Annotated in this window: 15 protein-coding genes; 9 read left to right on the top strand and 6 right to left on the bottom strand. The window is 32.1% G+C overall.

What is annotated here, in order from left to right; all coding sequences use genetic code 11:
- The first annotated feature begins 41 nt into the window (after positions 1 to 41).
- From dnaK to L3X39_RS14730, 3 genes are all read left to right on the top strand, one after another.
- Positions 42 to 1949 (top strand): molecular chaperone DnaK, encoded by a 1908-nt coding sequence (gene dnaK, locus L3X39_RS09280; protein ID WP_237231508.1) that lies wholly within the window; start codon positions 42 to 44, stop codon positions 1947 to 1949.
- 147 nt (positions 1950 to 2096) lie between these two features.
- Positions 2097 to 3044, top strand: a complete 948-nt coding sequence (locus L3X39_RS09275) for an NAD(P)H-dependent flavin oxidoreductase (protein ID WP_237231507.1) — start codon at positions 2097 to 2099, stop codon at positions 3042 to 3044.
- Between the two features lie 80 nt (positions 3045 to 3124).
- A complete protein-coding gene (locus tag L3X39_RS14730; RefSeq protein ID WP_262910973.1) occupies positions 3125 to 4159 on the top strand; it encodes a DUF6090 family protein in 1035 nt (344 codons plus the stop codon).
- Between the two features lie 90 nt (positions 4160 to 4249).
- On the opposite strand, the gene L3X39_RS09265 is transcribed toward L3X39_RS14730, so the two are convergent.
- Positions 4250 to 4603, bottom strand: a complete 354-nt coding sequence (locus L3X39_RS09265) for a hypothetical protein (protein WP_237231506.1) — start codon at positions 4601 to 4603, stop codon at positions 4250 to 4252.
- 178 nt (positions 4604 to 4781) lie between these two features.
- Entirely contained in the window at positions 4782 to 5450 is a 669-nt protein-coding gene (locus tag L3X39_RS09260) for a hypothetical protein (protein ID WP_237231505.1), read from the bottom strand.
- A 166-nt stretch (positions 5451 to 5616) separates the two neighbouring features.
- Here L3X39_RS09260 and L3X39_RS09255 point away from each other — a divergent pair, with 166 nt between their 5' ends.
- Positions 5617 to 6717 (top strand): DUF3667 domain-containing protein, encoded by a 1101-nt coding sequence (locus L3X39_RS09255; RefSeq protein ID WP_237231504.1) that lies wholly within the window; start codon positions 5617 to 5619, stop codon positions 6715 to 6717.
- Between the two features lie 89 nt (positions 6718 to 6806).
- A complete protein-coding gene (locus L3X39_RS09250; RefSeq protein WP_237231503.1) occupies positions 6807 to 7379 on the top strand; it encodes an outer membrane beta-barrel protein in 573 nt (190 codons plus the stop codon).
- Positions 7380 to 7431: 52 nt separating this feature from the next.
- On the opposite strand, the gene uvrA is transcribed toward L3X39_RS09250, so the two are convergent.
- Complete coding sequence (gene uvrA, locus L3X39_RS09245; RefSeq protein WP_237231502.1) at positions 7432 to 10215, bottom strand: excinuclease ABC subunit UvrA; 2784 nt, start codon at positions 10213 to 10215, stop codon at positions 7432 to 7434.
- A 239-nt stretch (positions 10216 to 10454) separates the two neighbouring features.
- On the opposite strand from uvrA, the gene L3X39_RS09240 reads away from it, so the two are divergent.
- Positions 10455 to 11039 carry an RNA polymerase sigma factor gene (locus L3X39_RS09240; protein WP_237231501.1) on the top strand — a complete coding sequence of 195 codons (585 nt, stop codon included), beginning with the start codon at positions 10455 to 10457 and terminating at the stop codon, positions 11037 to 11039.
- A gap of 228 nt (positions 11040 to 11267) precedes the next feature.
- Here L3X39_RS09240 and L3X39_RS09235 read toward each other — a convergent pair whose 3' ends face one another.
- Positions 11268 to 11927 (bottom strand): endonuclease III domain-containing protein, encoded by a 660-nt coding sequence (locus L3X39_RS09235; RefSeq protein WP_237231500.1) that lies wholly within the window; start codon positions 11925 to 11927, stop codon positions 11268 to 11270.
- Positions 11928 to 11960: 33 nt separating this feature from the next.
- On the opposite strand from L3X39_RS09235, the gene bcp reads away from it, so the two are divergent.
- Positions 11961 to 12413, top strand: coding sequence for a thioredoxin-dependent thiol peroxidase (gene bcp / locus L3X39_RS09230; RefSeq protein ID WP_237231499.1), 453 nt, complete (start codon positions 11961 to 11963; stop codon positions 12411 to 12413).
- Positions 12414 to 12450: 37 nt separating this feature from the next.
- On the opposite strand, the gene L3X39_RS09225 is transcribed toward bcp, so the two are convergent.
- The gene (locus tag L3X39_RS09225) at positions 12451 to 13923 is read right to left on the bottom strand and encodes a TonB-dependent receptor (protein WP_237231498.1); all 1473 of its coding nucleotides are present in this window, start codon (positions 13921 to 13923) and stop codon (positions 12451 to 12453) included.
- Positions 13924 to 14018: 95 nt separating this feature from the next.
- Between L3X39_RS09225 and L3X39_RS09220 the strand changes: the two genes are divergently transcribed.
- Positions 14019 to 14780: an MBL fold metallo-hydrolase gene (locus L3X39_RS09220; RefSeq protein WP_237231497.1), complete on the top strand. Its 762-nt coding sequence runs from the start codon at positions 14019 to 14021 to the stop codon at positions 14778 to 14780.
- 9 nt (positions 14781 to 14789) lie between these two features.
- A complete protein-coding gene (locus tag L3X39_RS09215) occupies positions 14790 to 15290 on the top strand; it encodes a hydrolase (protein ID WP_237231496.1) in 501 nt (166 codons plus the stop codon).
- On the opposite strand, the gene L3X39_RS09210 is transcribed toward L3X39_RS09215, so the two are convergent.
- On the bottom strand, positions 15287 to 15655 hold the full coding sequence (locus tag L3X39_RS09210) for a DNA topoisomerase IV (RefSeq protein WP_237231495.1): 369 nt from the start codon (positions 15653 to 15655) through the stop codon (positions 15287 to 15289). The genes L3X39_RS09215 and L3X39_RS09210 overlap by 4 nt on opposite strands.
- Positions 15656 to 15658: the final 3 nt, after the last annotated feature.

Below are 15658 nucleotides of genomic sequence, written 5' to 3'. Positions count from 1 at the left end.
CGAATTTAAAAATGAACATTCAACACAATAAAAAATATATTATGAGTAAAATTATTGGAATCGATTTAGGAACAACCAACTCTTGCGTTTCTGTAATGGAAGGTAACGAACCTGTGGTAATCCCAAACGCAGAAGGTAAACGTACAACACCATCGGTGATTGCTTTTGTAGAAGGTGGTGAAATAAAGGTTGGTGATCCGGCAAAAAGACAAGCGGTAACAAACCCTACTAAAACTGTTTATTCTATCAAGCGTTTTATGGGGAATAAATATTCTGAGTCTAAAAAAGAAGCAGAACGCGTACCATATAAAGTAGTAAAAGGTGATAATGACACGCCTAGAGTTGATATTGAAGGGCGTTTGTATACACCACAAGAATTATCGGCTATGATTCTTCAAAAGATGAAGAAAACGGCTGAGGATTATTTAGGAACATCAGTAAGTCGTGCAGTTATTACAGTACCTGCTTATTTTAATGATAGTCAGCGTCAAGCTACAAAAGAGGCTGGTGAAATTGCTGGTTTAAAAGTAGAACGTATTATAAACGAGCCTACTGCTGCGGCATTGGCTTACGGACTAGATAAAAGAGGTAAAGACCAAAAAATAGTTGTTTTTGATTTTGGTGGAGGTACACATGACGTTTCTATTTTAGAATTAGGAGATGGTGTTTTTGAAGTACTTTCTACAGACGGTGATACACACTTAGGTGGTGATGATGTTGATGAAAAAATCATCAACTGGTTAGCTGACGAGTTTAATGCTGAAGAAGGTATGGATTTAAGAAAAGATCCTATGTCTTTACAGCGTTTAAAAGAAGCTGCAGAAAAAGCTAAGATTGAGTTATCATCTTCAGCTCAAACAGAAATCAATTTACCATACATAACAGCTACAGCTAGTGGACCAAAACACTTAGTGCGTACGTTAACGCGTTCTAAATTCGAACAATTAATTGACGATTTAGTAAAACGTACTATCGAGCCATGTGAGTCTGCTTTAAAGGCTGCTGGTTTAAGTAAAAGTGATATTGATGAAATTATTTTAGTAGGTGGTTCTACACGTATTCCTGCAGTACAAGCGGCAGTTGAGAAATTCTTTGGAAAAGCACCAAGTAAAGGTGTAAACCCAGATGAAGTAGTATCGTTAGGTGCTGGTATACAAGGTGGTGTTTTAACGGGAGATGTAAAAGATGTATTGCTTTTAGACGTAACACCATTATCACTTGGTATTGAAACTATGGGTAATGTATTTACAAAGTTAATTGAAGCGAATACAACCATTCCTACCAAAAAATCGCAAGTATTCTCTACGGCTGCAGATAATCAACCTTCTGTTGAGATTCATGTATTACAAGGAGAAAGAGCGATGGCAGCGGATAACAAAACGATTGGACGTTTCCATTTAGATGGAATTCCACCAGCAAGACGTGGTACACCACAAATTGAAGTAACGTTTGATATTGATGCCAATGGTATTATAAAAGTATCTGCAGAAGATAAAGCGACTGGTAAGAAACAAGATATCAGAATTGAAGCATCGTCTGGATTAACTGAAGAAGAAATCCAAAAGATGAAAGCGGATGCTGAAGCAAATGCTGAAGCTGATAAAAAAGCTGCTGAACAAGCTCAAAAATTAAATGAAGCAGATTCTATGATTTTCCAAACGGAAAAACAATTAGAAGAATTTGGTGATAAATTATCAGCTGATAAAAAACAACCAATTGTTGATGCTTTAGAAGAATTGAAAAAGGCTTATGAAACTAAAGATTTAGAGGTTATTACACCAGCTTTAGATAAAATAAACGAAGCTTGGAAAGTAGCTTCTGAAGAAATGTATAAAGCACAAGCTGAAGCACAACAAGGTGGGGCAGAAACGCCAGGATCTGATGCTAGCCAAAACGGTCAAGCAGAAGGTAGTGATGTGGAAGATGTAGATTTCGAAGAAGTAAAATAAAACATCATTCTGAACTTATTTCAGAATCACATAACATTAAAAAAGCGCAACTAGAAATGGTTGCGCTTTTTTATTTAATTCTGATAAACCATAAATTTTACTATGCATGCATAATATTTATTATATTTGCTGAAATCAGTTTATAATATGGAAACCAAACTTTGTCAATTACTAAATATTAAATACCCAATTATCCAAGCCCCTATGTTTTTAGTGTCTAATACAGCTATGGTAATTGAAGCTATGAAAGGCGGTATAGCAGGTTGTATTCCTGCCTTAAATTATAGAACCCTTGACGAGTTAAGAGCTGCTGCCAAGGAACTAAAATTGGCAAAAGTGAAAGGTGGTTCGTTTGGATTTAATTTAATTGTTAATAAATCAAACTTAAAATATAAAGAGCAATTACGTGTTATTTGTGAAGAAGGGTGCGATTTTATAATTACATCCCTAGGAAGCCCTGAAGAAACCATAAATCAGGCGCATAAAGTTGGTATTAAAGTGTTTTGCGATGTAGTGGATTTAAAGTTTGCAAAAAAAGTGGAATCTTTAGGTGCAGATGCTGCAATTGCAGTAAATAATGAAGCAGGTGGGCATCGAGGAAATTTGTCTCCAGAAGCTTTGATAAAAGAATTAAAAAGCCAATTGAATATTCCAGTTATTTCTGCAGGAGGTGTAGGGTGTAAGGCCGATATTGATAAGATGCTAAGTTATGGGGCTGATGGTGTTTCGGTAGGAAGTCCATTTATAGCCTCTATTGAAGCCAATGTGACTGAGGAATACAAACAGGCATGTGTTGATTATGGTGCCGACGATATTGTAATGACAGAGCGTATTTCAGGAACTCCATGTACAGTGATAAATACACCTTATGTTCAAAAAATAGGCACCAAACAAACTTGGTTAGAATCCATCTTGAACAAAAACAGGAAACTAAAAAAATGGGTAAAAATGATTCGGTTTTCCATTGGGATGAATGCTACAAAAAATGCGGCAACAAAAGCCACATATAAAACTGTTTGGGTTGCAGGCCCTAGTATTGAGCACACTACAGAAATACTTCCTACCAAAGAAATCATAAATAAATTGATTAATTAATTTTTTATCATTTAATTTAACTACTTTGGTACTTACCTCTTTTTTATTTGATCGACCTACGGCTAATATTAGGTCGAAACATGATAAAATTTTTCCGTAAAATCCGCCAAGGATTACTTTCAAAAAACAAATTCAGTAAGTATCTACTTTATGCCATTGGTGAAATAATTCTTGTGGTTATAGGTATTTTAATTGCGCTATCTATTAACAATTGGAATGAAGAACGAAAAGCTGCAGAATATACAAAACTCCTATTTAAAAATACATTAGAGGAACTAAAATTCAACATTGAAAAAGCAAATGCCAAGGTTGCCTATTTCAGAAGCCAAAATTCTGCGTATTATGTTATTATTAATAAAAAAGCAACAAGACAGAATTTCAAAATCAATGGATTGGCATATTTATTATTTAGTGGTTATGAAGTAGAACTTTCTGATAATACATTTCAAAAATTATTAAGTTCTCATGAAAAATTAACTCAAGAGCAGGATGACCTTCTCTCTAAATTAAAGCTAGTCTACAATAATTACAAAGGAGAAGTAGACTTCTTAGACACTAAAATTGTGGATTTCATTTTTGACCTACACAAAAAATATAAGGACGAACAATCGTGGTACCCTAATTTTATTAGTAACAGTTCTATAAGTGACGATATGATTGATTATTTTTTAAATGATCCTGAATATATTAATGATGCATCATACTTTTATTCATTGGGTGCTGCTCAGCAAAATAGTAGCGTAAAGAGATTCAGAGATAATGCCATAATAACTTATACAGAATTAAGTAATCATTTAAACATTACTCCCGACACAGCGATTGTAAAAGATTTAACTAACTACAGACATTATTTGGGAACCTACAAAAGAGATAATTTAACACTTTATATTAAAGAAGAAGCTGAAGGTTTAATACAAACAATCATTGCTAATGAGGATACTGATAATTCTACAACGGTTAAGAATAGCATACTATACCTTGATTCCAAGTCCTATTTTACGGATAGAAATAATTTTGGTAAATTGATTTATGACAATGACAACAATGTCACTAAAATTGAGTACACAAGAGGAGCGCAAAAATACAACTTTGAAAAATCAAATAAAGATTTATGATATAATTCTTTTCTAAAATTATATTTAACCTCATTATACAAAACAGATAATACTTAAAGCAAAACTGTTTATAAATAGTCTAAAAATTAATTAGTTAACTAAAGCAATTTGTTTTCTTTTTTTAGCCTTGTTTTTACCAACAAACAAACTTAAGGATGTACTTACTACTAATCCGCCAACTGTAGCAGCAAATATTTCACCAGTATCAAACCTTTCGTTTTGACCAGCATCAATAACCTCTTTAGTAACACCCGCTAATGCCGATGCGCCCAAACTATACCAGAAGGCCTTTTTCTTGTTTTTAGTACTAGTATAAACTATTGTATAGGTTGTTCCTGAGATTAATGCTCCAGCAGCTAAATGTAATTTATCATCGCCTGAAATGAATTGAGCAGAACTTAAGCTTGTAAATGATAACGCCAAAAGTAAAAATGTGATTTTCATTTAAATGATTGGTTTGCAGTTATTTGAACATAATTATAAGGAAATTATATATGCTATTCATAAAATAATTGCCAAAATGCTTTTTTTTTGGATTAGATGATAGTTTGTAGAATTCAAAAACCCTTAAGGTGTACACCTTAAGGGTTTTGCTATAACAAATAACTTATTCTATTAATGATTATCTTTTGTTTTTCTTTTGCTTTTTTACTTTACCATTCTGTTTGTAATAGTAATAGTTATCATCATAATCATAATCATTATGATAATCGTCTCTATCATGCTGTTCTAGATTATCATAACATACATCACGATTGTTCCAATTTACATACCCTCTGGTATTTACAATTTCTCCCCAACGGTTGTAATTAACTCTTAATCCTCCAACTTGTGATACCGTTGCGTTTCGGCCTCTACCATATCGTATGTAAACAGATCCTACGCGAGTAATATTTCCATATCTATCATAATTTAAAAACACATTACCAATACGTCTTACTTTTCCATACCTATCTCTTATAATAGAAACACCACGGTTACTATTTCTTGAACTAAATTGGATATTAACATTAGGACCACGGTAAGAAGCGTTTACACTATTTCTTCGAGAATTATTTTTATAATACATGTCATCATAAAAACCATCATTTATATGCGTATTAAAATCAAAACTTCCATCAGGAAAAATTAAAAACTCAATGCCGCGTTCCATAAACATAATAGGTTGAGCATAACGATAACGTTTTGTAATATCTAATTGTTCATCAAATATGTGATGGTCTTGTTGTGTTGCTGATGCGGTTGTTAATCCTATTAACAAACCTGCAAATAATAGTACTAATCTTTTCATAATCATAGGATTTTACATTTTGCCTACTCTTTAGCTTTTCGGCTTTCGCTATTACTCAATACTTTTCAATATGCGTGCCAAAATTGTAATTATTTGATAATCAAAATTATAGAAATTCATATTTGTTTAATCTTTTTTTTTACTTTTATATAAACCAATCAGTTTAATGGAAAACCAATTAGAAACCTGTAAAAATTGCGAGCAACAATTTGAAGAAGGCTTTAAGTTTTGTCCGCATTGCGGGCAACAAGCCAAAGAAGAACTAACTGTTAAGGTATTATTTTATAATACTATAAGTAACTATTTTTCTTTTGATGCGCGATTTTTTAAGAGTTTTTTTCCTTTATTACTAAAACCAGGGTATTTGGCAAGACGCTTTGTAGAAGGAAAGCGTTTATTGTATTTACATCCGGCACAAATGTATTTGTTTATAACTGTAGTGTTTTTCTTTTTGTTCTCGTTTATTCAGCGTAAACAAGTACAAAGTTTAGATGAAACACTTGCCAAAACCTTAAAACAAGAAAAGGCTTTAGATACAATTAAAGATTCGCGGATAAAAGACTCTATATACGCCGTTAAATTATCTAAAAAGAAAAAAGAAGATTCTATAGCTAGAGCAAACGTTAGAAAAACTTTAGAAAACAATAAGATATTTCATGGTTTTTCAGATAATCAAATAGATTCAATTGTAAAATCAGATAACTTTAAAAAAAATGATGGGTTAAATTTTGATTTTAATGAAGCATCCGTTGATTCATTGATAGCTAGCGGAGCTTCAGATCAGGAAATTTATAAGCAAATGGGAATGAGTGATGATGCGGGGTCTTTTACAAGACGATTGTATGCACAAGCACTAAAGTTCTATAAGTCACGACAAGGTGGAAGTATTTTACAAGCGTTTTATGATACTATACCTATAGCTATGTTTTTTTTACTTCCAATATTTGCTTTGATTTTAAAAATATTCTATTGGAGAAGGGGTTTATATGCTCATCATTTGGTGTTTAGTTTTTATTATTTTTCGTTTCTATTTACTGTTTTTAGTATTATAATTGGAGTGAATTTTATAATTGATATTCCAGATTGGATAGATTTTCTTATAGCACTTTCTACGTTTGTTTACCTATTTTTAGCTTTAAAACGGTTTTATCAACAAGGGTGGTTTTTTAGTTTTTTTAAAGCGAGCGTTGTTAGTTTTTTCTTTTTATCATTCGTTGCGCCTTTGGCAGTTTTAATCCTCGGTATGTTTGCTTTTTTATTTTATTGAAATAAAAAGTCTGTTTCTAAAACATCTAACTATTTGGTTTTTAGGCAATTGTTTAGTAAATTTAAAAAGCTAATCAAAAACTATTAATCATGAAAAAAATCAATTCCCTCATTTCATTATGCTTTATTGTTACTTTAATTTCGTCATGTGCCGTTAGAGGAGGCTATCATGCAGGAAATGAAACATACCGTTATTCTGGTGGAATATCATCTGTGGTTGGTCCAACTCAAAAATCTGCTACTTCAAGCAAATCGTCTAGTGCTTTCCAGCAAATAAAGAATACCACATCTGAATCTGGATTTTTTATTGGCATTTATTTTACTGATATTGAGTTAAGTGAAAAATTAGAACTCCAACCAGAAATTGATTTTGTTGGTATAAAAGATTTAAACCAACTACAAGCTCCTGTATTAGTTAAATATGGTGTTGCAGAGAAATTTGACGTGCTAGCTGGACCAAATTTCGGATATCTTTTAGATGCACCAGACGGAATAAAATCATTCAATCTTGGGGTTGATGTAGGTGCTGCGTATGAATTTGTAGAAAATTTCAATTTGAACGCAAGATATGGATTTGGTCTAACCAATCTTTTAGAAAATACAGCGGGTGATGCATCTTCTAAGCTAAGCGGTTTCCAAATTGGTATCGGTTACAAATTTTAAAAAAAACTGTTTTAAAAGTAAAAAACGGAGGTTATTGCCTCCGTTTTTATGTTTAAAGCTTCTCTTTTAAGTATTTTCCAGTTTCGGAAATTTCTACTTTTACGATTACTTCAGGAGTTCCTGAGGCAACTAAATTTCCACCGTTTTCACCACCGCTAGGACCTAAATCAATAATATAATCAGCACATTTGATTAAATCTAAATTGTGTTCAACAACAATTATAGAATGCCCTTTTTCTATTAAAGCATTAAAGGATTTTAATAACTTTTGAATATCATGAAAGTGTAAGCCTGTAGTGGGTTCGTCAAAAATAAAAAGTGCTTTATCTTTATTATTGCCTTTTCCTAAAAACGACGCTAATTTTATACGCTGAGCTTCACCACCAGATAGGGTAGAAGAACTTTGCCCTAATGTTACATAGCCCAAGCCAACGTCTTGTAAAGGTTGTAATTTAGTTTTAATTTTAGTTTGATGGGTTGCTTCAAAAAACGTAATTGCATCATCAATGGTTAAATTTAAAATGTCATCAATATTTTTATCTGCAAAAGTAACTTCCAGAACTTCTTTTTTAAAGCGTTTACCCTTACAGGTTTCGCACTCTAAGTGAACATCTGCCATAAATTGCATTTCAATAGTGACTTCTCCTTCACCTTTACAAGTTTCACAACGTCCACCATCAACATTAAAACTAAAATGTTTTGCTTGATAATTTCTTATAGCGCTAAGTTTTTGTTTTGAGAATAAAGCACGAATATCATCATAGGCTTTTATATAGGTAACGGGATTTGAGCGCGACGAACGACCAATGGGGTTTTGATCAACAAACTCTATATGCTTAATGTTGCTAAAACTCCCTTCTAAAGAGGTAAATTGCCCTGGTTTATCTCCAAAATCAGTTAATTTTTTTTGTAATGCCGGGTATAAAATCTTCTTAACTAAGGTGCTTTTTCCACTTCCAGAAACGCCCGTAATCACTGTTAGCACTCCTAATGGAAAGTGAACATCAATATTTTTAAGATTGTTTTCTCTAGCGCCTTTTATTTCAACGTAATATTTAGATTCTCTACGCTTTTTAGGAACCTCAATCTCCAAAGCTCCATTTAAATATTGTGCAGTTAGCGAATTTGAATCTAGAATATCATGATAAGTTCCATTAGCAACTACATGACCTCCAAAAGTACCTGCTTCAGGACCTATATCTATAATTTCATCGGCAGCTTTCATTATATCTTCGTCATGCTCAACAACTATCACAGTGTTTCCTAAATCGCGTAATTGTTTTAAAACTAAAATTAAACGCTCGGTATCTTTAGGATGTAAACCAATACTAGGTTCATCTAAAATATACATTGAGCCTACTAAACTGCTCCCTAGAGATGTTGCCAAATTTATACGTTGGCTCTCACCACCTGATAATGTGTTCGATTTTCTGTTAAGCGTTAAATAATCTAAACCTACATTTGCGAGGAATGATAAACGGTTGTTAATTTCCTTTAGTAGCCTACTAGCTATTTGTGTATCATTATCATTTAACTCTAGTTGTTTAAAGAAGTTAGCTAACTTATCTAACGGCATTTCTACCAAATCAGTTATAGTTGCACCTCCAACTTTTACATAATTGGCTTCAACTCGCAGTCTTTTACCATTACAAGTTTTGCACTTTGTTTTGCCACGGTAACGCGATAACATAACCCGATTCTGAATCTTATAAGCTTTAGCCTCTAACTCAGCAAAAAAGGAATTCAAACCTTCAAAATACTGATTGCCATCCCAAATAAGTTGTTTTTGAGCATCACTTAACTCGAAATAAGGTTTATGAATTGGAAAATCGAATTTATGCGAATTATTAACTAACTGGTCACGATACCAGCTCATGCTTTCTCCGCGCCAGGGAAATATAGCGTTTTCATAAACAGATAGTCCTGTGTTAGGAATTACTAAATCGTCATCAATTCCAATTATATCCCCATAACCTTCACATTTTGGGCAAGCACCATAAGGATTGTTAAAACTGAATAAATGAATATTAGGCTCTAAAAAAGTGATACCATCTAACTCAAACTTATTACTGAAAGTTTGTTGTTTTTTATCTGCTAATGTTTCAATAGTACATGTTCCTTTCCCTTCAAAAAAAGCGGTTTGAACAGCATCGGCTAATCGATTGAAAAAATCTTCTTCTTTTTTAATAATAACCCTATCTACCACTAATTGAATTGAGGAATTCGTGTTTACGGATTCTATTTCATCAATCCTAAAAACCTCGCTATTTGCCTGTATTCTGGCATACCCTTGCTGCTGCAAAGTTTTAAGTTTGTCCTCTATAGTTCTACCTTCTTCTAAATAAATAGGAGCGAGGAGCAATAGTTTTTCACCTTCAGGAAATGATTTTAAAAAGTTTAAAACATCGGTTACCGTATCTTTTTTAACCTCGTTGCCAGAAATAGGCGAGTAGGTTTTACCAATTCTTGCAAATAATAATTTTAAATAATCATAAATTTCGGTAGTTGTACCGACTGTTGAACGTGGGTTTGTTGAATTCACCTTTTGCTCAATGGCTATGGCTGGTGCAATGCCTTTAATATAATCTACTTTTGGCTTGTTTAGCCTTCCTAAAAACTGACGTGCATAACTTGACAAGCTTTCTACGTAGCGTCGCTGTCCTTCCGCATAAAGTGTGTCAAAAGCGAGACTAGACTTACCAGAACCAGACAAACCAGTAATAACCACAAGCTTGTTTCGAGGAATGACAACATCGATATTTTTTAAATTATGAAGTTTTGCACCCTTAATGATGATGTTTTCTTTTGGATTTACTTCGGAAAGACTAGTGTTCATATGCTTTTATAGAAAATAAAGTGACAAAGATACTATAAGTCGTTCATCTTAAAAAATGTATTCTATTATAAGAATATTGTTAAAAAAAGTTGTTAATTTTTGTTTTTTAGGAATGATTGTTGTTATATTTGATTTATAATTAGCAATTTAATCAATATCTAGCCTATAGCAGAAAATTACTTTTTAAACATTTAACCCCAAGCAAAGAAGCCTTCTTCTGTGCACAAAAAGTAATTATTATGCAATACGAACTTATCTCAGATGCTACGCTTGTTAGCAACTATATTAAAGGCGATGAAAGCGCCTTGGAAATTCTGATTAAAAGGCACAAACAAAAAATTTACAGTTTTATTTATTCAAAAGTATACGATAGGGATGTTGCTGAAGATGTTTTTCAGGACACATTTATTAAAGTAATTCGTACTTTAAAACGAGGTGCTTATAACGAAGAAGGTAAATTTTTACCTTGGGTAATGCGTATTTCTCATAACCTAGTTATTGATTATTTCAGAAAAAATAACAGAATGCCTAAGTTTGATAACACAGGTGAGTTTAGTATTTTTTCAGTTTTAAGCGATACCAGTTTGAATGCAGAAAAAACCATTATTAAAGAACAGGTTGAGAATGATGTAAGACGTTTGGTTGATGAATTACCTGAGGATCAAAAAGAAGTACTTATGATGCGTATTTACAGTGATATGAGTTTTAAAGAGATATCTGATAAAACAGGTGTTAGCATTAATACAGCGCTAGGTAGAATGCGCTATGCATTAATTAATTTACGTAAGATAATTGATAAACATAATATTGTTTTAACAAACTGATGCAATAAAGTAAATTTTGCTACGTTATTGGTTTAAATAAACCCTTAACTTTATAAAATGGCAAAACTTTACTCTGAAAAAAATTCTATTAAAAATGAACTTGAACCGAAAGAGGAAACGGTTAATTTTCTTCTAAATTACTCAAAGGCTTTAAGTGTTATAAATTGTAATAAATTGAAGTTTGAAGCACTTCTAAACTAAGTTTTGAAAGTCCTAATAAATTGTTTGTTAGGACTTTTTTAATTTGTTGTAGTCATCAATTACAGATTTTCTCCCAATAGTTTTTGTTATAATGTCCTTTTCTAAATCCCAACCTCGAGCAGGAGAATATTCTCGACCATACCATATAATTTGAAGATGCAAATCATTCCACAAATCTTTTGGGAATAAACGTTTAGCATCTTTTTCAGTTTGTACTACATTTTTACCATTACTTAAATTCCAACGATACATTAAGCGGTGTATATGGGTGTCAACAGGAAACGCAGGTACACCAAATGCTTGAGACATCACAACACTAGCCGTTTTGTGACCTACAGCTGGCAATGATTCCAGAGCTTCAAAACTTTGAGGAACTTTTCCATCATATTTTTCAATGAGAATTTTGGATAATCCATAAATCCCTTTACTCTTCATTGGTGATAAACCAACTGGTTTGATGATGTCCCTAATTTCATCAACTGTTAACTTTACCATGTCATGTGGATTATCTGCTTTTTCAAACAGCAAAGGCGTAATTTGGTTTACTCTAACATCGGTACTTTGAGCAGACATAAGAACTGCAATTAATAAAGTATAAGGATCTTTATGGTTTAAAGGAATAGGAATTGTTGGATATAGTTCTTTTAAAGTTTTTATTACAAATTCTACCTTTTCTTCCTTAGTCATATTGTATTTTTGTCAAAAATCAAATTTAAGATTATGAAAACACTTAAACAAGGAGATACAGTTCCAAATTTTGAAGTATTTGATGAACAAGGTAATGTTGTTAAATTGTCTGATTACAAAGGAAAGAAGTTAGTTGTTTTCTTTTATCCTGCAGCAAATACGCCAACTTGTACTGTTGAAGCTTGTAATTTAAGAGATAATTACAAGGTTTTAGCCGATGCTGGTTATGAAATTTTAGGAGTCAGTGCGGATACTCAACGAAAGCAATCAAATTTTAAAAAGAAATTTAATTTTCAATATCCATTAATTGCAGATGTTGATAAAATTATGATTAATACATTTGGAGTTTGGGGACCTAAAAAATTTATGGGACGCACTTTTGATGGAATTCATCGTATAACTTTTGTGATAGATGAAAACGGTGTTGTAGAACGTGTTATTGACAATGTCAAAGCAAAAGTTCATACGGACCAAATACTAGAATAAACAAAAAAGCGACTTATTTAAAGTCGCTTTTTTGTTTCTATTTTGTTGCTTTCCTTTTTCTAACCAAGGTTAGTGGTCTACGGGTGTAACCAAATAAACGATAATCCTTTATTAAATCAGCAGTTCCATCAGGTACCATATCTTCCCAACCATGCTCTCCGCTAGAAATCATCTGAAGTATTTCTCTTGAGAAGATATTCATTATGCTCGTGTCGTATTCTTCAATATCTATAACTTTCCCATTGTATTTAAAGAACTTGTATAGTTCCTTCATTCTAGGATAGACCTTTAAGTTCTCACTAGTAATTAACTCACCCGTTTTATGATCAAGCATAGGGTATAGGTAAACTTTTAAATCTTTAAAGAATAACTTTCCGAAAGCTTCAAGAATTCCACCGCTAATATGGCGATAGTATTTCTCATCGAAAATATCAATCAGGTTGTTAACACCCATAACCAAGCCCATTCTAGCTTTGGTATAATTTGAAAAATATTCAACTACCTTATAATATTCCTGAAAATTTGAAATCATTACTGATTGCCCCAGTGAGCATAATAAATCTGCTCTATCAATAAAATCTTGCTCATCAATTTCGCCTTCAGCTCTCAAGTTTGATAAAGTAATTTCAAAAACTACAACTGTTTTATTTTCATCTACCTTATTTTCTTTAATAAACATGTTGTATGATTTCTCAAACATGGCCATGTTTACCTTCGTTACGGGTCTAAAACTACCACGTAAGGCTAATATGTTTTTCTTATAAAAAACTCTAGCAGGTAAAACGTTGGTGCCGTCAGGACCAAACATTACGGCATCTGTCATACCATTTTTCACTAGTTGCAGACTCATTAAACGATTATCCACATTACTAAATACAGGACCAGAAAAATTTATGGTATCAATTTCTATTTGATCTTTATCTAGGTGATCATATAGGTAACGTAATAATTTCTTTGGTTCATTATATTTATAAAATGCACCATAAATAAGATTAGTTCCTAATATACCAAGGGTTTCTTGTTGTAATCTAGCATCAGTTTCCTTGAAACGTAAGTGCAAAATAATTTCGTTATAATCCCCTTTTGCATCAATTTGATATTTAATACCAACCCATCCATGTCCTTTAAATTGCTTAGCAAAGTCAATTGTTGCAACGGTGTTGGCGTAAGTAAAGAATATTTTATTCGGATTTTTTTCACGCGTAAGCCTTGTTTCCATGAGGTTCATTTCATGAGAAAGCATTTTGCGTAAACGCGCTTCTGTAACATAGCGCCCGTCATCTTCAGCACCATAAATGGCATCACTAAAATCTTTATCATAAGCTGACATTGCCTTAGCAATAGTACCAGAGGCGCCTCCAGCTCTAAAAAAATGTCTACAAGTTTCTTGTCCTGCACCAATTTCAGCAAATGTTCCGTAAATATTTTCGTTTAAATTTATGCGAAGCGCTTTTGATTTTAAGGAAGGAATATCATCAAACTCTTTGTCGCCTTTTATGGTAATTTCCATATCTTTTTTAGGTTATAGCAATATAATACAAAGGTATTAAATAAGTAGAGCAAACAAAAAAATAAACTTATTTTTGTATTAAACTTAACTAAAATTTGAAAATCACTTTTCTTGGTACTGGCACTTCTCAAGGTATCCCTGTAATAGGGAGCAATCACCCAGTTTGTTTAAGTAAAGATAAAAAAGATAAAAGATTACGTGTCTCTATTTTAGTAGAATGGGATAATTACAGTTATGTAGTTGATTGCGGACCTGATTTTAGATATCAAATGTTAAGATCGGGATGTAGTAGGATTGATGGTATTTTATTTACTCATGAACATTCCGATCATGTTTTAGGTTTTGATGATATAAGGCCTTTTTATTTCAAACAAGGAGAAATCCCTATATATGCGCACAAACGCGTCTTAAAAGCTTTAAAAAAGCGGTTTGATTATGTTTTTAAAATTGAAAACAAATATCCAGGAGCACCTTCGGTTATTACGAATAAAATTAAAAACAAACCATTTCAATTAAATAATCTGGAAGTAATTCCGGTTAAAGGGGATCATGATGGTATTCAAGTTTTTGGCTTTAGGTTTAAGGACTTTGCATATTTAACCGATATGAAAACGGTTAAGGAAAAAGAAGTTAAAAAGCTTGAAGGAGTAAAGGTGTTGGTTGTAAATGCACTACGAATTGAACCTCATCGATCACATTTTAACTTAGAAGAAGCACTTCATTTTATAAAAAAAGTAAAACCAGAAACAGCCTATTTAACACACATTAGTCATTTATTGGGTTTTCATGAAGACGTTGAGAAAACTCTACCAGAAAATGTCTTTCTGGCTTATGACAACTTGCAAATAACTATTTAAATTTTCATTATGAAACAAAGAATTTTCATGTATCTATTCGTTTTTTCAGTTCTATTAATCATCTTTCAGTATGTTAACTCTAAACGGGTATTTGAAGATATGGATACTAAATTAACTAGCTATAAAGAACAATTTGAAAAATATAAAGATTCGGTGCTTGTTTTGCAAAATGAAGTTTTAGAAGTATCGCATTTTAATTTTGAAAGAAATGAAGATGCTATTTCATACTTTGAAAAAGATGGTTATAAAGTAGATGAATTAATTCCTTTAATCAAAGATCAACTTTATGCATTAAATGAAAAGAAGGGAGAGCATCCGGTAATCCCTTATGTGTCAAGTGAAGGCAGAAAAATGCTTATTAATACTGTGAAGTTATTAAACCATAAATGGATTATTGCTGATTTTTCAGATGGTGAATATTGGGGAGAAATATTTTTAAGATACTACGTTAATGAAGATAAAACGGTAGATTTTGAGCTTTCTGAATCGTTTTTATACCCGTTTGATTAATTAGCTTTATAAGCAACACCTTTTTGCTTCTTAGTTTCACCTACATAAGAATATTCATAGGTATAGGATGAGTCTGTAGTTGTTAAAATTTTTAAATGAATATCCTTTTGTTCAGCCATATTTTTAGGATTTATGGTTTTAAATATGACTTCACAATCATTTATCCACCGTATTTGCGACGAATCAGTTTTATTATTATAGGTTTCTATCTGAAGGTTTTTTGTTCTTTTAAAAGTTGATTTGTATAACACATCATCTATAACTATTTCGCTATAAAAATCACCTATTTTATAGTCCTGACAGTTACGTGTTGTTTGATAACAATTAAAAAATAGCAGAAACAGTAATAAATAAAAAAATCTCATATA

Source organism: Flaviramulus multivorans (genome assembly GCF_021728415.1).
Taxonomy (GTDB): domain Bacteria; phylum Bacteroidota; class Bacteroidia; order Flavobacteriales; family Flavobacteriaceae; genus Sabulilitoribacter; species Sabulilitoribacter multivorans.
This window is presented reverse-complemented; position numbering and strand designations above follow the sequence as displayed.